Raw genomic sequence first — 24,168 nt, forward strand, 5'->3', positions numbered from 1 at the left:
TGAGCTTTTGGAAAATGAAAAATGGCTTGTTATCGGTGAGGATCTAAGGTTAAAGGAATTAGCTACCATGCTAAGAAGCCCATCGAGAACGGTATTTTATAAAAGAACATCAGTTTGGAATGAAGAGTTAAATAAGCTTGTATTAGAATTCCAACCAAATAGAATTATTCTTCCTATTCTTCCACTAAAAATTGAAGTGGAACAGCTTTATGGGATATCTCAAGTTAAGTTTTATACAGGGCGTTTAACTATGCATTGGAAGCAATTGCTTGAGAAAAATGAAACAAATTGCTATTTACAACAAGAATCATTTATATGGCAAAATGCAAGATTAACAGCTGAGGGATTTATCGCCACGTTTTACGGACTCGAGCAAAAATGTATTTACGGACAAAACTTTACGATCGCAGGATTTGGGCGCACAGCCAAAATGCTCGCTTCTTTACTCGTCAAGATGGGCGCTAATGTCCATATAGTAGCGCGTTCAGTTGTACAAGTGAGTGAAGCAAAAGCATATGGTTATAAAGCTACGGATTTAGATGACCGCAAATGGACAATTAATGATGGAATTTTTATCAATACGATTCCAGCTAAGTGGATTACTGAATCCTTCCAAGAACATGTCCCAGCTGTACTATATGATCTGGCTTCAGAGCCTGGCTGTTTAGATATAGACGCTGAACAATTACAAACGTACGTGCTATTGCCATCATTACCTGGGAAATACTTTGCACATGATGCAGCGACAATATTGTGCAAGGCAATAGAGGAGGAAGAAAATTGCTAACGGGGAAACGAATTGGTTTAGGTATTACAGCCTCTCACTGTACGTATGAGGAAGTAGTACCTAAAATCCAAAACTTTATAGATGTAGGAGCAACAGTTATTCCAATAATTACACACTCCGTTTTACATGCGGCTACGCGTTTTGGTACTGGGGAGGAGTGGATTGCAAAAATAGAGGAATTAACTGGAGAAAAGGTTGTTTCTTCTATTAAAGAGGCAGAACCATTTGGACCATCCAATCCATTGGATGCGATGGTTATAGCGCCGATGACAGGGAATAGTATTAGTAAATTTGCAAATGCAGCAACGGATAGTCCGGTATTGATGGCTGCGAAGGCAACATTGCGTAACGGTTCGCCTGTTGTTCTAGGCATATCAACAAATGATGCTCTCGGCTTAAATGGTATGAATATAATGAGGCTGCTAAATGCTAAAGACATTTATTTTATTCCATTCGGGCAGGACTCACCACATTCAAAACCCAATTCTTTGATTGCTGATTTTGATCAAATGGTCGCGACTGTTCATGAAGCGATTACGGAGAGAAAGCAATTACAGCCACTGTTGGTACAATATTTTAAATAATTCATGGATTACACACAATTTTCAGTATTTTTGTGATACAATAGCACACATTATGTAACTTGCATTCAAGGAGAGATGACAGATGACAAAGCAGTTAACAGTTGCGGTAGTTGGAGCAACAGGGGCAGTAGGCACAAAAATGATGGAACAACTAATTAAACGAAATTTTCCAATCGGGGATATTAAGTTTTTAGCTTCGGCACGTTCAGCAGGGAAACCAATCGAATTTAATGGTAAGACATATACAATTGAAGAAGCGACACCTGAAGCTTTTGAAGGCGTCAATGTCGCTTTATTCTCAGCTGGTGGTTCGGTATCAGCGGTGCTGGCGCCAGAAGCGGCAAAACGCGGTGCAGTAGTTATCGATAACACGAGCCATTTCCGCATGGATCCAGAGGTACCACTAGTTGTTCCTGAAGTAAATCGTGGTGACCTTGCTAAGCATAAAGGGATTATTGCGAATCCAAACTGCTCTACGATTCAAATGATGGCTGCACTTGAACCTATTCGTCATGCATTTGGCTTAACAAAAATTATTGTATCAACATATCAAGCTGTTTCAGGTGCAGGTATTTCTGCTATTCAGGAATTAAAGGCACAAAGTGAAAATTGGGATGCAGGTAAGGATGTAGAAGCAAATATTTTACCTTCTGGTAGCGACAAACGTCATTATCCAATCGCTCGTAATGTCATTCCACAAATCGATAAATTTACAGACAATGGCTTTACATACGAAGAAATGAAAATGATTAATGAAACGAAGAAAATTATGCATGCACCAGAGCTAAAAGTAGCTGCAACTTGTGTTCGCGTGCCAGTCGTTTCAGGACACTCCGAATCGGTTTATCTTGAAGTAGAAAAAGAAGCAACGGTACAGGAGATTTTTGAAGTATTACGCAATGCGCCTGGTGTAGTATTACAAGATGATATCGCAACACAAACTTACCCAATGCCTATCTATGCAGTAGGGGAAGATGCTACTTTTGTAGGTCGTATTCGTCAAGATTTAGACAATAAAAAAGGATTCCACTTATGGATCGTTTCTGACAATCTTTTGAAAGGCGCTGCATTAAACTCTATTCAAATTGCTGAAGCAATGCTAGAGGATAACTTACTATAAGAGGGGTGTAAGGATGAATTTAGGTCGAATTGGAACGGCGATGATTACGCCGTTTAAAGAAGATGGCACGATTAATTATCCAGAACTAGAACGTATTATTAATCACTTGATTGATAATGGTACAGATTGTATTGTCGCATGCGGCACAACCTCTGAAAACCCAACAATGTCCACAGAAGAAAAAATTGAAGTTGTACGCTTTACAGTAGAAAAAGTAGCAGGTCGTGTACCGGTTATTGCAGGTACAGGTGATAACGAAACTGCTTACTCTATAGCAATGACGCACAAGGCTGAAGAAAATGGTGCAGATGGTATCATGCTTGTAGCACCATATTATAATAAGCCAAATCAACGCGGTATTTTTGCGCACTTTGAAACGATTGCAAAAGAAACAAGTTTACCTGTCATGCTTTATAACGTGCCAGGACGTACAGGTGTCAATGTTGCCTATGAAACTTCCGTAGCTTTAAGTAAAATTTCTAATATTGCTTGGATTAAAGAAGCGAGTGGCAATTTAGATCAAATGGGCGATATTATTGAGAATGTTGATTCAGATGATCATTTCTTAGTGTATAGTGGGGATGATGGTTTAACACTTCCGCTACTAACAATCGGCGGAGCAGGAATTATTTCAGTAGCTGCTCATGTTGTTGGAAATGATATGCAATTAATGATTAAAGCGTTTGAAGAAGGAAATCACGAGCTAGCAGCCAAAATTCACCGAGCATTACTACCACTTGTACGTGCGCTGTTCGCACAGCCAAACCCATCGCCTGTAAAATACGCGATGACCAAATTGGGCTTTGATACACTTAATGTTCGTCTGCCAATGATGGAAATGACAGATGAAGAAAAAGCAAACTTTGATCGGATTTGGGATACGTATCAAGAAAAAGCGAGAAGCTTTAGAAAAGTAAGTACCTTTAGTTAATTTGTAATTGAAGCTAACTAATAGTAAAACCTCAGACCGTAGACAAACTTGAGATTTTTTAGTTTGTTTATGGTCTTTTTTCTTTTGTAAGAAATATAGAGGAATAAGACTGTTACTCCGGAGGGAGGCCCCTCATGGAAGATAGTATCCGCTCAGGTAAGATTGAAATCCTCTCAAGCGCTTTAACAACCTTACATAGAATGGCTTACAAACGGCTTTATATCCCATCCCCAAAAGCTACGTCGCTTCCTAAAAGACAAAAATTAAACCTTTCACGATGCTACATCCTCATCCTACTTTCCATCTATTAGTAATAAAATTAGCAATAAATTTCTGTTTCTATCATGAAAGATGTATTTTTGATTTGTGCAAAAGCTTTGCAAACCGTATAATAAATCTTAAGTGGTTGCTGTTCGGGATATTTTTTAGGAGGAAATAAATTGACAAAAAAGAAAAATGAATTAATTCGTATCATCCCACTTGGTGGCGTGGGCGAAATTGGGAAAGCAATGTACGTAGTAGAAATTGACGAAGAGCTATTTGTAGTTGATAGCGGGTTGATGTTCCCTGAAGACGAAATGCTGGGCATTGATATCGTAATTCCAGATATTACGTATTTAGAAGAAAATAAAGAGCGTGTGAAAGGAATTTTCTTAACACATGGTCATGAAGATGCAATTGGCTCAATTGCTTATGTATTACAAAAAGTGAAAGCGCCAGTGTACGGATCAAAATTAACAATTGCACTAGCAAAGGAACATTTAAAAGAATTGCCTGCACCACATCAGGTGAAATTCTTTGAGGTTACGAACCGTAGTCGTATGAATTTTAACTCAACGTATGTGACATTCTTCCATACAACACATAGTATTCCCGATTCGTTAGGGGTAGTGTTCCATACATCTGAAGGAGCAATTGTTCATACAGGTGAGTTTAAATTTGATCAATCAGCGACAGGTAAATTTAAGCCTGATTTAGCAAAAATGGCTCAGTTAGGAGAAGAAGGCGTATTTATGCTGCTATCTGAGTCGAGTGAAGCTGAGCGACCAGGTTATACGACATCTGAGATTGTGATTGAAGAGCAATTATCAAAAACATTCCATTCAGCACCAGGTCGTATTTTAGTTGCTGTTTATGCATCGAATTTTATTCGTCTACAGCAAGTATTGACACAAGCTCAAAAGTCGTTCCGTAAAGTAGTCATTGTAGGAAAACCTTTAGAAAAAGCTGTGGATTTAGGTGCACAGCTAGGTTACTTAACGGTAGAAGAAGATACAATTATCCCTATCTCAGAAATGCAAAAGTATCAAGATGATGAGATTATTATTATTGCTACAGGTAATAAAGGAGAGCCACTTGATGCATTAGAAAAAATCGTCCGCAAACATCACCGAGACATTAAAATTAAAAAAGACGATACCGTATTAATTACGTTTACACCGTCTCCTGGTATGGAAGTACAGATGGCTAATACGATGAACTCTATCGCAAAAGCAGGTGCTGAAATTCTCACATCTAGCAAAAATGTACATGTATCGGGTCACGGTAGCCAAGAAGATTTAAAATTAATGCTAAACTTAATGCAACCAAAGTACTTTATCCCTGTGCAAGGTGAGTACCGCATGCTTATTGCTCACTCTAAGCTTGCACAACAGCTAGGTATGCAAAAATCACAAATTTTTATCGCCGATAAAGGGGATATTGTAGAATATAAAAATGGTAAAATGCGAATGAGTGGCCGTGTACAAGCTGGTAATGTATTAATAGACGGTATCGGTGTTGGTGATGTAGGGAACATAGTACTTCGCGATCGTAAGTTATTATCGCAGGATGGTATTTTCATTGTTGTTGTAACATTAAACCGTGCTCAAAAGAAAATTGCATCTGGTCCAGAAATTTTATCGCGTGGTTTCGTATATGTACGCGAATCAGAAGAATTAATGATGGAAGCTTCTGATATTGCTAAAAATGTTATTGAAAAATACGTTGGTAAAGATACATTTGAATGGACAAATATTAAACAAGAAATTCGAGATACACTGAATACGTATTTATTCCAAAAAACGAAGCGCCGCCCAATGATTATCCCAATCATTATGGAATACTAAAAATGAACGATCATCGTTGAATGAAAAAGGATTTTCTAACCGAATGTAAACGGTGGAAAATCCTTTTTTGACTCAATCCAGAAAGGTAGAGATGACATTTGTTGTAATATATTCCATGTGTAGGCTCATCACCAAAAGTTGTGGATGTCATTTGTTAAAACATAGGCCATGTATAATGAGTTGATCTTCGTTACGGCTGGACGCCCCCAGGAAAGCGCCCAGTCGGAACGGAAATCAACCACACGTTATGGTGGTGAGTTTTTTTGAAATAATCGAGTTCTACATGTTATTATTTGCTACATATAAAGAATGGATTGCAAAAGAAGGTGAAATAGATGGCGACTAGAAAAAAAAGAAAAGTCACGAAAGGAAAAGCGACTACAGAAAAAAAAGAAATGCATCCGCTTATGTATGAAATTTTAGGTCTTATCTTAATTGCATTTGCGGTTATTATGATTTTTGAATATGGCATGATTGGCCGTATTCTACAAACAATCACAATGTTTCTATTAGGAAATTTACATTTTGCTGTGCCGTTTATGCTTATATTTGTTGCAGTGTTACTGATGATTGGGCGGAAAAAAATAAGCATTTATGATCGTCTCATATTAGGGATGCTCCTAATTGTTATGAGTTTAACAATTTTTAGTCACGGCATTTTGTTTGAACAATTATCAAAATCTGGTGGATTATTATCAGACTCTGTTTTGCGAGAATCTTGGCGGATTTTAATTAACTCTGAGGGGGTCATCCATCGAAGTAATGCACTTGGCGGAGGCATGGTTGGTGCACTGTTATTTAGTGCTCTACATGTATTATTTGAGGCAACGGGTGCGAAGGTCGTTGCATGGGTTATTTTCTTTATCGGATTAATTTTAGTAACAGGAAAGGCACTTGTTCCATATTTAGCGAAAAAAATGCCTGACCTTTTTGGCAAATGGCAAAAGAAACATCGTGATAAGAAAAAGAATATGCCGAAAAAACCTAATAATCGCCGTTCAAAAGTAGAAAGCAAGGATGAAATTGCGGCTGTCGATCAGGAGCCTGAGGTACAAGAGGAAGAAGAGATTTCTCATGAACCAATCATCTCTGCCTTTACTCAGAATGTGTCTCATGAACGAGAAGCATTTACTACAGCCGAAAATGAAGGCATTGAACATGGAGAGATTGTCGATGATGTCCATATAGAAGGCGCAGATGCTGTGGAAAATGCAGATTACCAACTTCCAACTTATAATCTATTACAATTACCGCCACAGCATGACCAAAGTGGTGAATATTCTGTCATACAGGCAAATGCGAAAAAGCTTGAGCAAACTTTGCAAAGCTTTGGAGTAAAGGCAAAAGTAACGCAGGTTCATTTAGGCCCAGCTGTAACAAAATACGAAATATTACCTGATGTAGGTGTGAAAGTAAGTAAAATTGTAAACCTACAGGATGATCTTGCCTTAGCACTCGCTGCGAAGGATATTCGTATGGAAGCACCTATTCCGGGTAAGTCAGCGATTGGCATTGAAGTACCAAATAGTGAGGTAGCTATTGTTACACTACGGGAAGTGTTAGAGTCTAAGGACGGTGCAAAGCCAGAAGCATTATTGCAAGTCGCATTAGGTCGTGACATTACTGGACAAGCAGTTCTTGCTGAGCTTAATAAAATGCCACATTTACTTGTTGCGGGTTCGACGGGTAGTGGGAAAAGTGTGTGTATAAATGGTATTGTCGTATCAATTCTAATGCGTACAAAACCACATGAGGTAAAGCTGATGATGATTGACCCAAAAATGGTGGAGTTAAATGTTTATAACGGAATTCCTCATCTACTGGCACCAGTTGTTACAGATGCACGTAAAGCGTCTCAGGCTTTAAAGAAAGTTGTGTCAGAAATGGAACGTCGTTATGATCTATTTTCTCATACAGGCACTCGTAATATCGAAGGCTACAATGGTCATGTACAAAAAGTCAATGAGCAAACAGATGAAAAACATCCGAAATTACCTTATATTGTGGTAATTGTAGACGAGTTAGCGGACTTAATGATGGTTGCCTCAAGTGATGTAGAGGATTCTATTACACGTTTAGCACAAATGGCACGTGCAGCAGGGATTCATTTAATCATTGCAACCCAACGACCAAGTGTAGATGTGTTGACAGGTGTTATTAAAGCAAATATTCCTTCGCGCATTGCCTTTGCGGTGTCGTCGGCAATCGATTCTAGAACGATATTAGATATGGGTGGAGCAGAGCGTTTACTCGGTCGAGGAGACATGCTGTTTTTACCTGCAGGTGCATCTAAACCAAAACGTGTGCAAGGTGCCTTTTTATCAGATCAAGAAGTTGAGTCAGTTGTTAACTTTGTTATAGAACAGCAAAAGGCGCAATATCAGGAGGAAATGATTCCGACCGAAGAAGAGACAATTTTAGAGGAAACGGATGAATTATTTGACGAAGCTGTACAGTTAGTTGTCAGTATGCAGACGGCCTCTGTTTCGATGTTACAACGTCGCTTCCGTATCGGTTATTCGAGAGCTGCTCGCATTGTCGATCAAATGGAACAACGCGGTATTGTCGGGCCTTCAGAGGGAAGTAAACCTCGACAAGTGCTCATTCATCAATACGATAATTAGTGCCAAAATAACGTCAAAAGATTGAACAATGCTGTATACATCGAGTAGGCCCAAATTCATTTTAAAATTCGAAAGCAATTACACTAAGTGTAATTGCTTTCAGTCTATAAAAATGTTATATTTATGAACGATTAGTAGGAATGTTGTACATCAGATGTCTGATCTCTGATTTTGGTGGTGATATATGTGACTATTAAAGCTGATCATCGTCATCTCTATCTTCAAGTAATTGATCGTTTAAAGTCTGACATTGAAAAAGGCGTTTTTAAAGAAAATGAAAAACTGCCTTCAGAGTTTGAATTATCGAAATCACTAGGAGTCAGTCGAGCAACGCTTAGAGAAGCGCTACGACTGTTGGAAGAGGAAAATGTTATTGTGCGTCGACATGGGGTGGGCACATTTGTAAACCCTAAGCCGTTGTTTACATCGGGCATCGAGCATTTATCGAGCATTTCCTCCATGATCGAGGCAGCAGGTATGGAACCCGGTTCTCGCTTTTTAAAGGCGACGGAAAGCATACCTTCTGAGGAAGATTTAAAACGCTTCCAATGTGATGGCGAAGATAAAATACTCACAATTGAACGTGTCAGAACAGCGGATGGTGAGCCGGTAGTTTATTGCATAGACAGATTACCAGCAAGCTTCCTGCCAACTGACTTTGTAGAAAAAAAAGAAGTTTCACTTTTCTCTGCACTTGAACAATCCGGTAAAATTCATGTAGCCTATGCTGTTACATATATTGATCCTATCGGGTACCATGAGCAAGCTTCACCGATTTTAAATTGCGGACGTGAAACAGCTCTTTTAGTATTAAAGCAGTTACATTACGATGATCATGATCAAGTAGTGCTGTATTCAAAAAATTATTTCCGAGCTGATAAATTCAGCTTCCATGTAGTTCGTAAACGGGTGTAGAACATTTCTAATATTTTTCCTGCTAATTACAATACCTTTGGGGGGTTAATCAAATGAAAAAACGTAAATTTGGCTTAGTATTATCATCAGTTTTAGCTGCAAGTGCAATCTTAGGTGCATGTGGTACGAAAGACGACGACAAACCTGCAAAAGAAAAAGAAAATGAAAACGCTTCAACAGAAAGCAACAAAGATGCGTTCTCAGTAGCAATGGTTACTGACGTAGGTGGCGTTGATGATAAATCATTCAACCAATCTGCTTGGGAAGGTGTTCAAGCTTACGGTAAAGAACATGGCCTAAAAAAAGGTGATGGTGGCTTCGACTACTTACAATCAAAATCAGATGCAGACTATGATTCAAATTTAAACGCATTATTACGTCGTGATTTTAACTTAATCTATGGTATTGGTTTCATGATGGAAGATTCTATCGCTGCAATTGCTGAAGAAAATCCAGATAACAAATTCGCAATCATTGACGCTGAAGTAAAAGCGGACAATGTAGTATCGGTATTGTTCAAAGAGCAAGAAGGTGCTTTCTTAGCGGGTGTAGCTGCTGCGAAAATGTCTAAATCAGGTAAAATCGGCTTTGTGGGTGGCGTAGATATTCCAGTTATCAACCGCTTCGAGGCTGGATTCTTTGAAGGTGCAAAAGCTGTAAATCCAGAAATCGAAATCCAATCAAAATATACTGCTGCATTTGATAAAGCTGACCTTGGTAAAGTTACTGCAAACAGCATGTACTCTTCAGGTGTAGATGTAATCTTCCACGCTGCTGGTGCAACTGGTAACGGCGTATTCTCTGAGGCAAAGGAACGCAAGAAAAAAGATCCTAATGCAAACATTTGGGTAATCGGAGTAGATGCTGACCAATACGAAGAAGGTAAAGTAGACGACAAAACAAATGTAACTTTAACTTCTATGTTAAAAGGTGTTAACACAGCAGTTGTAGATATTTCTAATAAAGCGAAAAATGGTGATTTCCCAGGTGGCAAAACGCTTACTTATGGTTTAGCTGAAGACGGCGTGAAGCTTGCAGATTCTCGTGGTGCAATCCCAGAAGATGTACAAAAGGTCATTAACGAATATAAAGAAAAAATTGCTAAAGGTGAAATTAAAGTTCCAGAAAAAGTGAAAAAATAATTCACCTTTTGATCATCATAAGGGACTTTTTTGAAGACCCTTATGATGATTTTTCAATCTATCGTTATATTTTGATTATTCGCAACGTTCTGTTTGACTATATTGATCATTACCATAGAGGTAGAAATTTTATAGGAGTTTATCGCAAGAATAGTAATGATGGTAACAAGTTAATAGAAGAAAGGTTTCTAACGATGACCTTTCCTGTATTAATTTATCAAATATTTGATATCTACCTCTATTGGTGCGACAAGATATAAGTGATTTTTTTTTGTTGATTTTTGTTAACAGGGTACATAATGCCCACTGAAAGAAGATGGAACCTCTAGCTGAAGCATTGTAGTGCGATGTAAAAAAACGTTGAGCTAACAGTGACTATAGCTAGTATTTAGATTAGTTTATTATTTCTATATAAAATTAAGATTGTCTCAAAGAAATCTAAATAACGTTTTCGAAAACTGGGCGTATTGTTTATCTGTAGCGACAGCGGCATTGTTTGACTGCGCGAAAGCGAAGCGGCAAATGTTTTCTGTGGCGATAGCCACAATTACGTCAAGGCGAAATTGATAAAAGTGCCTATTAAGGGAGTGACAAAATTGGAATACGTGATTGAAATGCTAGGAATCCGAAAAGAGTTCGGTAATTTCGTGGCGAATAATAACATCACCCTCCAACTGAAAAAAGGCGAAATCCATGCATTGCTAGGTGAAAATGGTGCAGGTAAATCGACTTTAATGAACGTCCTTTTTGGTTTGTATCAACCAGAGGGTGGCGAAATTCGAGTTCGTGGGAAGGCTGTTAAAATTACAAACCCGAACGTGGCCAATGATTTAGGAATTGGTATGGTCCATCAACACTTTATGTTAGTGGAAAACTTCACAGTGACCGAGAACATTATTTTAGGTTCTGAACCAACGAAAATGGGGATTGTTAACATTAAAGATGCGGCGAAGAAAGTACAAGCACTTTCTGAAAAATATGGTTTAGATGTTGACCCATATGCCAAAATCGAGGATATTACTGTGGGGATGCAACAGCGTGTTGAAATTTTAAAAACACTATACCGCGGTGCAGAAATTTTAATCTTTGATGAACCAACTGCATCTTTAACACCACAGGAAATTACAGAGCTTATTCAAATTATGCGTCGCTTAATTGCAGAGGGCAAATCTATTATTTTAATTACCCATAAATTAAAAGAAATTATGGAAGTCTCTGACCGTGTGACAATTATTCGCAAAGGTGAAGGAATTGGAACCGTTACAACTACTGAAACAAATCCTAACCAATTAGCTGAAATGATGGTAGGACGTCAAGTCGAATTTAAAACAGAAAAAACAGAAGCAAAACCAACTGATGAAGTACTTTCAATCGATGATTTGGTTGTTACAGACTACCGTAATATCGATAAAGTAAAAGGCCTGAACTTAAAAGTACGCAAAGGTGAAATTGTTGGTATTGCAGGTATCGACGGTAACGGACAATCTGAGTTAATCGAAGCCATAACTGGTCTACGCAAAATAAAGAGCGGTACTGTTCAATTAAATGGCAAAGATATTACAAATATGAAGCCTCGAAAAATTACTGAGGAAGGCGTTGGACATATTCCGCAAGATCGCCATAAGCATGGTTTAGTATTAGATTTCCCGATTGGTCATAATATCGCACTACAAACATATTACCAATCTCCAATTGCTAAGGGCTTTGTTATGGACTACAAGAAAGTATCTGAAAAAGCACGTCAAATTATCGAAGAATATGATGTGCGTACTGGTAATGGTGAAATGACACCGGCTCGTGCCCTTTCAGGTGGTAACCAGCAAAAAGCAATTATCGGTCGTGAAATTGATCGTAATCCAGATTTATTGATCGCTGCTTTACCAACACGTGGTCTTGACGTAGGGGCAATTGAATTTATTCATTCTCGCCTTATTGAGCAACGTGACAAAGGAAAAGCAGTACTGTTAATTTCATTTGAATTAGATGAAGTCATGAATGTTTCTGACCGTATCGCTGTTATTTATGATGGTCAAATTGTTGATGAGTTAAATCCAAAAGAAACAACAGAACAAGAGCTTGGTCTATTAATGGCAGGACAAAGTAGTAAAAATAACATGAATGATGCGAAGGAGGGGAACGACTAATGTCAAATCGTGTCATTAATATACTCGTTCCTATCATCTCTATTATTATTGGTTTAATTGTTGGTGCTATCGTGATGGTAGTCAGCGGCTATGACCCAGTACAAGGTTATAGCGCTCTTTGGACAGGTATTTTTGGAGATTCATATTCAATTGGGAACACAATTCGTCAAATAACACCGTACCTATTGGCCGGGCTTGCAGTAGCATTTGCCTTCCGCACAGGTTTATTCAACATCGGTGTTGAAGGTCAGCTGATTTTAGGTTGGCTAGCAGCAGCTTGGGTAGGATCTGCATTTGACCTACCTAAAATTATTCACTTACCATTAGCATTACTTGCGGCAGCAGCTGCAGGTGCATTTTGGGCCTTTATTGCAGGTTTCTTAAAAGCGAAATTTAAAGTTCACGAAGTCATAGCGACAATTATGTTAAACTACACTGCGCTTTATATTGCGAATGCAGTGATTAAAAAATTGTCTGACGGTAGCTTTAAAACAGAACGAGTTCATGAATCAGCTTCATTACGTTCTCCGTTTTTAAGAGAGCTTACAGACAATTCAAGTCTTCACTATGGCATCATTGTTGCACTGTTAATGGTAATAGTTATGTGGTTCATTTTAGAAAAAACAACACGTGGATATGAGCTAAAAGCGGTAGGCTTTAACAAGCATGCTGCAGACTATGCTGGTATGAGCGTTAACAAAAACATTATTTTAGCTATGACGATTTCAGGTATGTTCGCTGGTCTTGGTGGTGCTATGGAGGCACTAGGTACTTTCGGAAACGCCTCTATTAAACCAGGCTTTACTGGTATAGGTTTCGATGGTATCGCCGTGGCCTTACTTGGTGCCAACACACCACTAGGGGTAGTATTTGGGGCTTCATTATTCGGCTCACTTAAATACGGAGCGCTAAATATGCCGAATGCTGCAGGGATTCCAGAGGAAATCGTGTCTATAATTATCGCGTTAATTATTTTCTTCGTGGCATCAGGCTATATTATTCGAGTAGCATTACAAAAGTTGAACAAGAAAAAGGAGGGGCAATAACATGAGCTTTTTAGAAATGTTATATTTCATCGTCCCTACTGCAATTTTTTATGCAACACCTTTAATTTTTACGGCAATCGGTGGTGTATTCTCTGAACGATCTGGTGTTGTAAACATCGGACTAGAAGGTTTAATGATTGTTGGTGCATTTGTTGGTATTTATGTCAATTTAGAATTGGCTTCAACATTTGGTGCAGCAACAATTTGGGTGGCTATGCTGGCAGCTGTCATTATTGGAGGAATCTTCTCACTTCTCCACGCTGTTGCTTCAATTTCCTTCCGTGCTGATCAAACGGTATCAGGGGTTGCAATAAATTTATTAGGTTTAGCGGTAACTGTATTCTTAGTGAAAATGATTTACGGTAAAGGTCAAACAGATATGATTGCCCACTCAATAAATCGTTTCGCTATCCCATATTTAGAGGATATTCCGTTCTTTGGTCCATTATTATTCCGTGATGTCTATAGTACATCAATTTTAGCTTTTGCAGTAGCTATTGGAGCATGGTTTATCATTTATAAAACGCCATTCGGTTTACGTTTACGCGCTGTCGGTGAACATCCAATGGCTGCAGATACGATGGGAGTAAACGTTAACAGAATGCGCTATATTGCTGTTGTCATCTCTGGGGCATTAGGTGGTCTTGGTGGTGCAGTGTACGCACAATCAATTACAGGCGATTTCTCACATGCAACAATTGCGGGTCAAGGCTTTATGGCCATTGCTGCAATGATTTTTGGGAAATGGCATCCGATCGGTGCATTAGGTGCAGCTTTATTCTTTGGAGTAGCACAAACGTTAAGTGTTGCAGGAAGCGGAATTCCTTACATTCAAGACATTCCTGCTGTATACCTACAAATTTTACCGTACGTACTAACAATCCTAGCATTAGCAGGATTCATCGGTAAAGCAAATGCACCAAAAGCTAGTGGTCAACCTTATATTAAGGGGAAACGCTAAAAAACAGACAATTATTTACACTAAAGACTGGGCGGAAATGCTCAGTCTTTTTCCTTGTACATATCTCAAACGTTTGGGAAAATAATGGTTGGAGGCTGATCTTTATTTGCTAGTATAAGCAGGTTCATTAATTAACCAAATGCAATTTCACACTTTTCATATACATACTTTGGATTCTTTTTGCAATTATAGACAATAGACATGTATAGTATGTGTAGTACTTTGTTATATTAAGAAAGATAAGGAGGGTTCTATATATGTTTAAAACAATCCCTTTTGCAAAAGGTGTTAATTTGCATATCCGACAAACGACCCAATTTAAAACCGTAAATTTTTCAATTAAATGGAGAAGAGCATTAACGGCTACAAATGCGTCTGAACGCACAGTGTTAACAAATGTATTGCAACATAGCAATGCTAAATATAAGACAACAGCTGCATTCCGTAGTTTCTTGGATGACTTGTTTGGCACAGTGCAATATTTTGATACATCCAAACGTGGTAATGAGCATACAGTACTGATGAATGTAGAAACCGTTAACGATCATTATTTGGCAAATACAAGTGTTTTAAACGAGGTACTTGGTTTATTGCACACAGCAATCTTTGAACCGAATTTAGAAAACGGTGTATTTAAGGAATCAATTGTGGAGCGTGAAAAGAAAACGGTCATTCAGCGTATCGAGTCTATTTTTGACGATAAATCTCGATTCGCACAGCAACGTATTCAACAGATTTTACGTCCAAATGAACCGGCCTCTATTTCTGCTAACGGAACTGTCGAGGACATTCAGAAAATTACCCCTACATCATTGTTTGAAGCATATCAATCCATGCTTGCTAACGATAAAATAGACATTTATGTCGCGGGTGATATAAATGAGGACGAAATGGTGGCTCAATTGAAAAAAGCGCTACCATTTAATGATCGTACACCTGAAGAAATTCCTGCTGTGCTGCCGCAACAGCATCCACAAAATGATTATGTACGTGAACAACAAGAAATGAAGCAAGGAAAAATGCATATTGGTTTTAGTACACCAGTACGATTTGGTGACGCTGATTTCGCCAAAATGCAAATTTTTAACGGCGTATTCGGTGGCTATCCTCATGCCAAATTATTTATGAATGTTCGTGAAAAGGAAAGTTTAGCTTACTATGCGTCTAGCTCATATGCATCACATTATGGCTTAGTCTTTGTTGTGTCTGGGATTGAACCAAAGAATGAAGAAAAAGCACTATCACTAATTAAGGAACAAATTGCTGTTATGCAAGCAGGCAACATTACAGATTTGGAATTAGAGCAAACAAAGGCCATGCTGACGAATCAGCTAAGAGAGTCATTGGATTCTGCTCGAGGACAAATAGAAATTTTTGACCAATATAAAGATTTACCCGAGGAGTTCTCTGTTGAAACTTGGGCAAATAAATGGAAAGCTGTAACGAAAGAAGATATTGTTGAAATGGCGAAGCAAATACAGCTAGAAGCGGTCTATTTCTTATGTGGAAAGGAGCAAGCCGCACAATGAAAACAATTGAATTCAAACAATTAGATGAAACATTGTATTATGAAAAATTAGAGAATGGCTTAGATGTCTATATTTTACCAAAAAAAGGCTATTCCAAAACATATGTGACGTTCACCACTAAGTACGGTTCTGTTGATCGTACATTTGTGCCAATTGGAAACACGGAAAGTATTTCAGTTCCAGATGGCATTGCTCACTTTTTAGAGCATAAAATGTTTGAAAAAGAAGATGGGGATGTATTCCAAAAGTTTAGTGAATTCGGCGCTTCAGCCAATGCCTTTACTTCATTTACACGGACGGCGTATTTATTTTCTTCGACGGACAATATTTATAAAAGCACAGAAACATTATTAAATTTTGTGCAAGAACCTTACTTTACAGAAGCAACAGTGAATAAGGAGAAGGGTATTATTGGTCAGGAAATTACGATGTACGATGATCAGCCAGATTGGCGCCTATATTTTGGTACGATCGAAAATATGTATCATAATCACCCAGTAAAAATTGATATCGCGGGTACAATCGAGACGATTGATGGCATTACTGCGGATCACTTATATACGTGCTACAATACATTTTATCATCCTTCCAATATGTTATTGTTTGTTATTGGCGCAGTAGATCCAAATGAAATGATGACGTTTATTCGTGACAATCAAGGTAAAAAAGAATTCCCTGAACCAACACCAATTCAACGCTTCTTTGATAAAGAGCCGATTGAGGTTGCTATCAAAGAGCGTGAGTTGCATATGGATGTACAAAAGCCAAAGGTTTATATCGGCTTAAAAGCAAAAGAAACAAATCTTTCTGGCCGTGATATGTTAAAACATGAGCTGTCTGTTCAAATTGCACTTGAACTTATTTTTGGACGTACATCTGAATTTTATGAGCGCATCTATGAAGATGGCTTAATTGATGAAACATATGCATTTGATTTTACACTAGAAAATGGCTTTGGTTTTGCGATGATTGGCTCAGATTCTACAGATCCGGCTGCTTTAGAGAAAGCTATAAAGGAAGAATTAGCAAGGTATGATCGAGATGCACAATTTGAAAATGCCGATTTAGAACGAGTGAAACGTAAAAAAATAGGGTTCTTCCTACGTGCACTAAACTCTATTGAATTTATCGCCAACCAATTTACACGTTATTCGTTTAATGAGATGAACTTGTTCGATGTTGTGCCTGTACTAGAAGAACTAACGATTGAAGATTTGAAAAAAGCATTTTCTTCAATTCAAGGTGAATCTCAACAAACTGTCTTTAAAATTTTACCTACAGAGAAGGGCGAACAGTGAAAAAGTTTGCCCTCGTGTTAGGTGCATCGGGTGAGATTGGTCGTGCTATTTGTCAGAATCTGGCAGAAGGCGGCTGGTCCATCTACATACACTTTTCAAACAATGAAAAAGCGGCGCAGGCTTTATACCACTCTCTTTCAGAAAACTTCCCTGCACAGGAATTTATGCTTGTACAGGGAGATTTTTCGAAAGCATCCGGTGCACAATTGCTAGCATCGCAAATTTTTAATGTGCAAGCGATTGTCTTTGCAAGTGGTCAGGCGCATTATTCTCTACTGGAAGATACTACTGTGGAGGATATGGATGCATTATGGCGCGTCCATGTGCAAAATCCAATGCGTCTGACGGCTTTGCTGTCATCAAAGCTTCGTGCTCACGATGTCAGCTATGTACTTTTTATCGGTTCGATTTGGGGGGAGGCTGGATCGGCTGGTGAAGCTCTTTACTCAGCCGTGAAGGGCGCCCAACATGCTTTTGTGAAATCTTATGCGAAAGAAGCGGCACTGTCACGTATTCGTGTTAATGCCATTGCACCTGGTTTTATTAATACCTCGATGAACAGTCATTTAAGTGAAGAGGAGCTTGACTATATTTTAGAGGACATTCCGCTAGGTATAGCTGGACAAACAACGGATGTTGCTAAAATGGTGCGCTTCTACCTTTCTGGAAATGCAGATTATGTAACGGGACAAGTAATTCGATTAAACGGTGGCTGGTACATATAATGTTCTTTTTTGCACATACTACATGTGTAAAGGAGGAGGAACATATGACGATTTTAGAAAACTGGCAAAAATGGACATCGTTTTTAGGTCAAAATGTTATGCAAGCCGAATCAAGTGGCATGCCAAAGAAAATGATTCAATCGGCTGCTGTACAAATTGGGGAATATTTGGCGACAAATGTCGATCCTAAAAATGAACAAGAACGAGTGCTGTCGGATTTATGGGGCGTTGCCTCTGAAGAGGAAAAACATGCACTGGCGAATTGTGTCGTTAAACTTGTACAAAATAAACCTGTACAGTAAAACAAAGAGGAGAGCGATCTCCTCTTTTTTTAATTTTTACATAGAAAAGGGAACGTATGTAAGCCTATTTAGTATGTTCAAAAAAAAAATAGTAAATTTTTAAAAATAACGCCATAATTCCATGTATTCTAACTTTCCATTACATAAAAAATCAGCTATGATGGAACTTATAAGGGATTTTTTACGTTAACTAATAGGAAGGGAACGAGTGTGTTTGAGCGATTGGTACTTTGAATATGAAATTCAGGTGAATCGCCCTGGATTATTAGGAGATATTGCTTCACTTTTAGGGATGCTTCGTGTCAATATTATTTCAATAAATGGTGTCGATGAGGATCGACGTGGTATGTTAGTGCATACAGACAACGATGAGACAATTGAGCGTTTTCGTACAATTGTTTCGACAATGGAACATATTAACGTGACCAAATTTCGACAACCTAAACTCCGTGATCGTTTAGCCATTAGGCACGGTCATTATATTCCTCGAGATGCAGATGAAAAAAATACCTTCCGCTTCGTACGAGATGAACTTGGTATTTTAGTTGACTTTATGGCGGAGCTCTTTAAAAAAGAAGGGCATAAGCTCATTGGAATACGTGGAATGCCTCGTGTAGGCAAAACTGAATCGATTGTAGCGGCTAGTGTATGTGCCAATAAAAAATGGATTTTTTTATCATCTACAATGATTAAGCAGACTGTTCGCAATAAACTCGCTGGTGATGAATTCAGTGACAATAATATTTTTATATTAGATGGCATTGTAACACGTCGTTCATCTGATGAGCGGCATTTGCAACTAGTGCGTGAAATGATGAATATGCCTTCCATAAAGGTCGTCGAGCATCCAGACATGTTTGTTCAGCATTCAGATTATAGGATAGAGGATTTTGATTATATCATTGAATTACGTCATCACCCAGATGAAGAAATTACGTATGAGATAATGGAAAAAAACCATATGATGTCCGAATCCAATTCATTTGGAGGATTTTAGGATTTAATTATTAAATTGATGTTAAAGTAGGTGTTTTGAGTGGCAGAATTAGGGACTCGACTGAAAGAGGCGAGATTGTCTAAAGGCTACAGTTTAGACGATTTACAAGAAATAACAAAAATACAAAAACGATATTTAATAGGTATTGAAGAGGGCAATTATTCGATCATGCCTGGTTCGTTTTATGTACGAGCTTTTATTAAACAATATGCTGACGCTGTAGGTTTGAACGCAGAGGAAATTTTAGAAATGTATAAAAGTGAGCTACCGGGTACTCCAAACAATCAAGTTAGTCAATCGATGACAAATAGCCCAAGTAGAAGAAAAGTTTCAAAAGGCCCCTCTACTAAAATGATGGAGGCAATGCCGAAAATAATCGTCGGTTTATTTATCATTGTCATTATTGTGGTCATTTGGGTGCTTATGCAGAATAGAAATAGTGCAGGGCCAAATGATACAGACAGTACAAATCCACCAGAAATGCAATATGATACAAAAGTAAAACCAATAGATACAGAAAAAGATAAAGAAAAAGAAAATAAAAAAGCTCAAACAAAAGACAAACAAGAGTCGACAGATTCAAAAGACTCAGCAAAGGAAACAACTGACGAAAATCAAACTGAAGAGGGTAAGCAATTGATTTCAGCGGGGACTGTTGAAGCGGATGGTGCTACAACTTCTTATACGTTAACAGGTGCAGAAACATTTAAAATACGTATTGAAGTATCAGGTCCTACATTTATCGGTATACGCAATCAACAGCAACAAGAAATACTAACAGATACTCGTGTATATAATACAGGAGAAGTAGTAGAATTCGATGCAACATCTCAAAATTACGCTCGTATCCGCTTAGGTAATTCAACGCAAGCCAAGGTATACATTAATGACGAGCCTTTAACGTATGCACAGCAAGCTGTAACGCAAAACATCGTCATCAATTTCAATAAAGAATAGTAGTCATCTAGTGATGACTACTTTCTTTCATCATGAAAGGTGTTAGAAAAATGAACATTCCAAATAAAATTACCATCTCTCGAATTTTACTTATTCCGTTCTTTGTCATTGTTATGATGTTTGATTTTGGCTGGGGGACAATGTCACTATTCGGTGCGGATATGCCTGTTCATCATTTTGTAGGTGCACTCATTTTTATTTTTGCTTCAGCGACTGATTGGGTGGATGGTTTTTACGCACGTAAGTATAATCTTGTGACAACATTTGGTAAGTTTTTAGACCCACTTGCTGACAAATTGCTAGTTTCAGCAGCTTTTATTTTAATGGTAGAGCTTACAATGGCGCCTGCATGGATAATTATTATTATTATTAGCCGTGAGTTTGCAGTAACTGGCCTTCGTTTAATATTGGCAGGTGAAGGAGAAGTTGTTGCAGCGAACCAGCTTGGTAAAATTAAAACATGGGCTCAAATTATGGCCATCGGAGCAGCACTATTACACAATACAATCTTTACACTTATTGGTATTCCATTTGATACAATTATGCTATATATCGCATTGTTCTTTACACTGTGGTCTGGATGGGATTATTTCTATCTAAATCGACGTGTCTTACTTGATTCTAAATAAGAGAGGTCTTGAGGATCATGAATGCTGAAATTCTTGCAGTTGGCTCAGAGTTATTGCTTGGTCAGATTTCAAACACAAATGCAAGATTTATTTCTAGTCAGTTGTCCGAATTAGGGATAAATGTGTATTATCACACTGTTGTTGGAGATAATGCACAACGTTTAGAAGAAGCTATTTCCATTGCAGAGGCTCGTGCTGATTTACTCATTTTCTCTGGTGGGCTTGGACCTACAAAGGATGATTTAACAAAGGAAACGATTGCGCGTCATCTTGGCGTTACGCTCGAATTTGATGAGATCGCACTGGCTAATATTGAGCAATTTTTTGCAAAACGAGGACGTCCAATGACGGATAATAATCGTAAACAGGCTTTAATATTAGCAGGTAGTGAGGGGCTTGCAAATCATCACGGCATGGCACCTGGCATGATAATAACAAAGGATGGGCGTACGTATATTTTGCTTCCAGGGCCACCAAAAGAGCTTGAGCCAATGTTCCAGTTTGAAGCAAAACCAAAACTTGGTGCACTGTTAAATGCTGGAGGGGTTATACTTTCGCATGTTATGCGTTTTTATGGCATTGGAGAGGCGGAGCTTGAGGTGCGTATCCAAGATATTTTAGATTCGCAAACAAACCCAACTGTTGCTCCACTTGCTTCTGATGGTGAGGTTACATTGCGTGTAACTGCCAAAGCAGAAACGGAGCAAGAAGCGCAGCACCTTATTGCCGCAAAAGTAGCAGAGATCCAAGCGGTTGTTGGGAACTATCAATACGGTATAGATGATGATTCTCTTGCCTCTAAAACAGTAGAAATGTTACTAGATAATAAGTTAACAATTTCTGCGGCAGAAAGTTTAACAGCGGGATTATTTCAGTCAGAGCTTGCAGAAATACCAGGTGTAGGGGATGCCCTTGTTGGTGGCGTTGTTACGTATACAGAAGTGGCTAAGATAAAGCAGCTCGGTATTTCTAAAGAATTATTAACTACACATGGGATTGTAAGCAGTGAATGTGCAGCGGCTATGGCTAGTGCTGTACGTAAAAAGTTTGATACCGATATTGGTATTGGATTAACAGGTGCGGCAGGTCCTACAGCCCATGATCATCAACCAGTGGGGACGGTTTGGATTGGTATTGCAATTGGCGATGAGACACCGATCACGTATTTACTTCATTTATCGGGCATGCGTAATACAAATCGACTTCGCGCGGCGAAATTTACTTGTCATTATTTAATGCAGCTTTTAGAAGAAAGAGGCTTTAAAAAACGTTAATCAATTATGACTCGGCATAATATAGGTTCATCACCAAAAGTTGTAGATGACTTTTGTTAAAACGTCTACTATGTAAATAAGTTCATTGGGGTGGAGGCTGTGCGAAAGCGAAGCGACAGCAATAATGTTTTAACTGTGCGAAAGCGAAGCGACAGCAACAAAGCGCACAGTCGGAACGGAAATCAACCACACGTTTTGGTGATGATCCATAATATAGTTAAAAATAGAAATTTGGGTAATGGAAAGTTACCCAAATTTTTATTTTGAAGAAAAACGAATAAATGTTCGCTTTTTTCTTGCGTCTTCTCTTAAAAACAAGTATAGTAGAGATAGAGAAAAACAGTGAACAGTTTTCGAAGGAGGAAAATGAATGAGTGATCGTAAAGCTGCCTTAGAACAGGCGTTAAAACAAATTGAAAAGAATTTCGGCAAAGGTTCTATCATGAAACTTGGCGAAAAGACCGATTTAGAAATCGCTACATCTTCAAGTGGTTCGTTAGCACTTGATGCTGCATTAGGTGTTGGTGGTTATCCACGTGGACGTATTATTGAAGTATACGGCCCTGAATCATCAGGTAAAACAACGGTTGCTCTTCATGCCATTGCAGAGGTGCAGGCAAATGGTGGACAAGCAGCGTTTATCGATGCTGAGCATGCGTTAGATCCAATCTATGCACAAAAATTGGGCGTCGATATTGATGAGCTTTTATTATCTCAACCAGATACAGGAGAACAGGCGCTTGAAATCGCAGAAGCATTAGTACGTAGTGGTGCTATCGATATCATCGTTATTGACTCAGTAGCAGCATTAGTTCCGAAAGCAGAAATAGAAGGAGATATGGGTGATTCGCATGTTGGTTTACAAGCGCGTTTAATGTCTCAGGCCTTACGTAAGCTTTCAGGTGCTATCAATAAATCAAAAACGATTGCTATTTTCATTAACCAAATACGTGAAAAAATTGGTGTTATGTTCGGAAACCCAGAAACAACACCTGGTGGACGTGCACTTAAATTCTATAGCTCCGTTCGCTTAGAAGTACGTCGTGCAGAAGCTATTAAACAAGGCAATGACATTATGGGTAACCGTACAAAAATTAAAATTGTGAAAAACAAAGTAGCACCACCATTCCGTACAGCTGAAGTTGATATTATGTACGGTGAAGGAATTTCAAAAGAGGGCGAAACAGTCGATTTAGGTGTTGAACTAGACATCGTTCAAAAAAGTGGTTCTTGGTATGCTTACGGTGATGAGCGCCTAGGTCAAGGTCGTGAAAATGCTAAACAGTATTTAAAAGAAAATCCAGCAGTACTTGACGACATCGCAAATAAAATCCGTGCTTCTTACGGTATTGCATCTTCATCTTACACAATTGCTGCGCATGATGAAGCGGAAGATATGGATGAGGAATTAAAGCTTCTTCTTGAAGATAAATAATATAAATGCATTGTTCCCACTCTTTATAGTGAGAACAATGCATTTTTTTATTTACACATACTGGGGAATGTGGTTTTATAATATTAATTAGGATATTCATTCACTTAGCTCATCACCAAAAGTTGTGGGCCTTAAAGAGAAATGGGGAAGCTTCAATAGTTTTGTAAAAATAATTCCTAAGTACTGCTTCTAGCATAAATGTAAAAAGTTAAAATAAGCGTTAGTGTAAAAAGTAATAGGTAATTAATTCTCCTAATGGATATGACTGACTTTTTTTCTTAGGAGGGCGAACAGATGCCCGACTATCCTTGACAGAGCTTGAGGCTAGCTATACAATTAAATATGTATAATTTCTGAATTATGACTTTAAATAGGCAGTACATTCTGACTTCATTTATAAGGCCTTTGAAGACCTATTAAATGAAGATGAAGACCCTGGCAGTCAAGGATTTTGAAAGAAATGAATAATAAGATGTTAGCCTTAGATCTCCGGATCATGCGAAAACGGCTAACGTATCTGCAACGGTAAAAACGCCACTTCCTGTGACTTTACCGAGAGCCAGACATTGTGTCGACTCCCCGTGCAGACCTGAACATCATTCAAAATCCGGGACCAATTATTATGCCAAGGCGAAATGGATGTAAGCGCCGACTGAAACT

21 protein-coding genes are annotated in these 24,168 nt (G+C 38.4%); all 21 read left to right on the top strand.

The features are described from left to right. Nucleotides 1-7: 7 nt before the first annotated feature. Nucleotides 8-787, top strand: coding sequence for a dipicolinate synthase (locus tag ACFCYJ_RS00580; protein ID WP_376069269.1), 780 nt, complete (start codon nt 8-10; stop codon nt 785-787). Further along, on the top strand, nt 781-1,371 hold the full coding sequence (locus ACFCYJ_RS00585; protein ID WP_376069271.1) for a dipicolinate synthase subunit B: 591 nt from the start codon (nt 781-783) through the stop codon (nt 1,369-1,371). The genes ACFCYJ_RS00580 and ACFCYJ_RS00585 overlap by 7 nt, the downstream gene beginning before the upstream one ends. Nucleotides 1,372-1,453: 82 nt before the next feature. After that, nucleotides 1,454-2,491: an aspartate-semialdehyde dehydrogenase gene (locus ACFCYJ_RS00590; protein WP_376069274.1), complete on the top strand. Its 1,038-nt coding sequence runs from the start codon at nt 1,454-1,456 to the stop codon at nt 2,489-2,491. A gap of 13 nt (nt 2,492-2,504) precedes the next feature. Beyond that, nucleotides 2,505-3,422 (top strand): 4-hydroxy-tetrahydrodipicolinate synthase, encoded by a 918-nt coding sequence (gene dapA, locus ACFCYJ_RS00595; RefSeq protein ID WP_376069277.1) that lies wholly within the window; start codon nt 2,505-2,507, stop codon nt 3,420-3,422. Nucleotides 3,423-3,862: 440 nt separating this feature from the next. Beyond that, entirely contained in the window at nt 3,863-5,530 is a 1,668-nt protein-coding gene (locus ACFCYJ_RS00600) for a ribonuclease J (protein WP_376069280.1), read from the top strand. Between the two features lie 335 nt (nt 5,531-5,865). After that, nucleotides 5,866-8,154 carry an FtsK/SpoIIIE family DNA translocase gene (locus ACFCYJ_RS00605; protein WP_376069283.1) on the top strand — a complete coding sequence of 763 codons (2,289 nt, stop codon included), beginning with the start codon at nt 5,866-5,868 and terminating at the stop codon, nt 8,152-8,154. 186 nt (nt 8,155-8,340) lie between these two features. Continuing rightward, the gene (locus tag ACFCYJ_RS00610; protein ID WP_376069285.1) at nt 8,341-9,069 is read left to right on the top strand and encodes a GntR family transcriptional regulator; all 729 of its coding nucleotides are present in this window, start codon (nt 8,341-8,343) and stop codon (nt 9,067-9,069) included. A gap of 53 nt (nt 9,070-9,122) precedes the next feature. After that, nucleotides 9,123-10,211, top strand: a complete 1,089-nt coding sequence (locus ACFCYJ_RS00615; protein ID WP_376069287.1) for a BMP family lipoprotein — start codon at nt 9,123-9,125, stop codon at nt 10,209-10,211. A gap of 596 nt (nt 10,212-10,807) precedes the next feature. Beyond that, nucleotides 10,808-12,355: an ABC transporter ATP-binding protein gene (locus tag ACFCYJ_RS00620; protein WP_376069289.1), complete on the top strand. Its 1,548-nt coding sequence runs from the start codon at nt 10,808-10,810 to the stop codon at nt 12,353-12,355. Then, on the top strand, nt 12,355-13,401 hold the full coding sequence (locus tag ACFCYJ_RS00625; RefSeq protein WP_376069292.1) for an ABC transporter permease: 1,047 nt from the start codon (nt 12,355-12,357) through the stop codon (nt 13,399-13,401). Before ACFCYJ_RS00620 ends, ACFCYJ_RS00625 begins: the two co-directional genes overlap by 1 nt. A gap of 1 nt (nt 13,402) precedes the next feature. After that, on the top strand, nt 13,403-14,362 hold the full coding sequence (locus tag ACFCYJ_RS00630) for an ABC transporter permease (RefSeq protein WP_376069294.1): 960 nt from the start codon (nt 13,403-13,405) through the stop codon (nt 14,360-14,362). 257 nt (nt 14,363-14,619) lie between these two features. Next, nucleotides 14,620-15,891 (top strand): EF-P 5-aminopentanol modification-associated protein YfmF, encoded by a 1,272-nt coding sequence (gene yfmF, locus ACFCYJ_RS00635; RefSeq protein ID WP_376069297.1) that lies wholly within the window; start codon nt 14,620-14,622, stop codon nt 15,889-15,891. Beyond that, on the top strand, nt 15,888-17,189 hold the full coding sequence (gene yfmH, locus ACFCYJ_RS00640; protein WP_376069300.1) for an EF-P 5-aminopentanol modification-associated protein YfmH: 1,302 nt from the start codon (nt 15,888-15,890) through the stop codon (nt 17,187-17,189). The genes yfmF and yfmH overlap by 4 nt, the downstream gene beginning before the upstream one ends. Then, nucleotides 17,186-17,914, top strand: coding sequence for an elongation factor P 5-aminopentanone reductase (gene ymfI / locus ACFCYJ_RS00645; RefSeq protein ID WP_376069303.1), 729 nt, complete (start codon nt 17,186-17,188; stop codon nt 17,912-17,914). Before yfmH ends, ymfI begins: the two co-directional genes overlap by 4 nt. A 44-nt stretch (nt 17,915-17,958) precedes the next feature. Then, entirely contained in the window at nt 17,959-18,216 is a 258-nt protein-coding gene (locus tag ACFCYJ_RS00650; RefSeq protein WP_376069306.1) for a DUF3243 domain-containing protein, read from the top strand. 214 nt (nt 18,217-18,430) lie between these two features. After that, nucleotides 18,431-19,213, top strand: coding sequence for a DUF3388 domain-containing protein (locus ACFCYJ_RS00655; protein WP_197141989.1), 783 nt, complete (start codon nt 18,431-18,433; stop codon nt 19,211-19,213). A gap of 39 nt (nt 19,214-19,252) precedes the next feature. Next, a complete protein-coding gene (locus tag ACFCYJ_RS00660) occupies nt 19,253-20,170 on the top strand; it encodes a helix-turn-helix domain-containing protein (protein ID WP_376069308.1) in 918 nt (305 codons plus the stop codon). Nucleotides 20,171-20,220: 50 nt separating this feature from the next. Then, nucleotides 20,221-20,799: a CDP-diacylglycerol--glycerol-3-phosphate 3-phosphatidyltransferase gene (gene pgsA, locus ACFCYJ_RS00665; RefSeq protein ID WP_376069311.1), complete on the top strand. Its 579-nt coding sequence runs from the start codon at nt 20,221-20,223 to the stop codon at nt 20,797-20,799. A gap of 17 nt (nt 20,800-20,816) precedes the next feature. Next, nucleotides 20,817-22,073 carry a competence/damage-inducible protein A gene (locus ACFCYJ_RS00670; RefSeq protein WP_376069314.1) on the top strand — a complete coding sequence of 419 codons (1,257 nt, stop codon included), beginning with the start codon at nt 20,817-20,819 and terminating at the stop codon, nt 22,071-22,073. 99 nt (nt 22,074-22,172) lie between these two features. After that, on the top strand, nt 22,173-22,340 hold the full coding sequence (locus tag ACFCYJ_RS00675; protein WP_376069317.1) for a hypothetical protein: 168 nt from the start codon (nt 22,173-22,175) through the stop codon (nt 22,338-22,340). A gap of 103 nt (nt 22,341-22,443) precedes the next feature. Beyond that, nucleotides 22,444-23,508, top strand: coding sequence for a recombinase RecA (gene recA, locus ACFCYJ_RS00680; protein WP_376069320.1), 1,065 nt, complete (start codon nt 22,444-22,446; stop codon nt 23,506-23,508). Nucleotides 23,509-24,168 lie beyond the last annotated feature (660 nt).

The organism is Lysinibacillus sp. NPDC056232, from assembly GCF_042267565.1.
Classification (GTDB): domain Bacteria; phylum Bacillota; class Bacilli; order Bacillales_A; family Planococcaceae; genus Lysinibacillus.

What these genes read in the sequence shown, in the direction of transcription:
- ACFCYJ_RS00590 (WP_376069274.1), top strand. Translation starts at nt 1,454, where the DNA reads ATGACAAAGCAGTTAACAGTTGCGGTAGTTGGAGCAACAGGGGCAGTA.
- dapA (WP_376069277.1), top strand. Translation starts at nt 2,505, where the DNA reads ATGAATTTAGGTCGAATTGGAACGGCGATGATTACGCCGTTTAAAGAA.
- ACFCYJ_RS00605 (WP_376069283.1), top strand. Translation starts at nt 5,866, where the DNA reads ATGGCGACTAGAAAAAAAAGAAAAGTCACGAAAGGAAAAGCGACTACA.
- ACFCYJ_RS00615 (WP_376069287.1), top strand. Translation starts at nt 9,123, where the DNA reads ATGAAAAAACGTAAATTTGGCTTAGTATTATCATCAGTTTTAGCTGCA.
- ACFCYJ_RS00625 (WP_376069292.1), top strand. Translation starts at nt 12,355, where the DNA reads ATGTCAAATCGTGTCATTAATATACTCGTTCCTATCATCTCTATTATT.
- ACFCYJ_RS00630 (WP_376069294.1), top strand. Translation starts at nt 13,403, where the DNA reads ATGAGCTTTTTAGAAATGTTATATTTCATCGTCCCTACTGCAATTTTT.
- yfmF (WP_376069297.1), top strand. Translation starts at nt 14,620, where the DNA reads ATGTTTAAAACAATCCCTTTTGCAAAAGGTGTTAATTTGCATATCCGA.
- yfmH (WP_376069300.1), top strand. Translation starts at nt 15,888, where the DNA reads ATGAAAACAATTGAATTCAAACAATTAGATGAAACATTGTATTATGAA.
- ACFCYJ_RS00650 (WP_376069306.1), top strand. Translation starts at nt 17,959, where the DNA reads ATGACGATTTTAGAAAACTGGCAAAAATGGACATCGTTTTTAGGTCAA.
- pgsA (WP_376069311.1), top strand. Translation starts at nt 20,221, where the DNA reads ATGAACATTCCAAATAAAATTACCATCTCTCGAATTTTACTTATTCCG.
- ACFCYJ_RS00670 (WP_376069314.1), top strand. Translation starts at nt 20,817, where the DNA reads ATGAATGCTGAAATTCTTGCAGTTGGCTCAGAGTTATTGCTTGGTCAG.
- recA (WP_376069320.1), top strand. Translation starts at nt 22,444, where the DNA reads ATGAGTGATCGTAAAGCTGCCTTAGAACAGGCGTTAAAACAAATTGAA.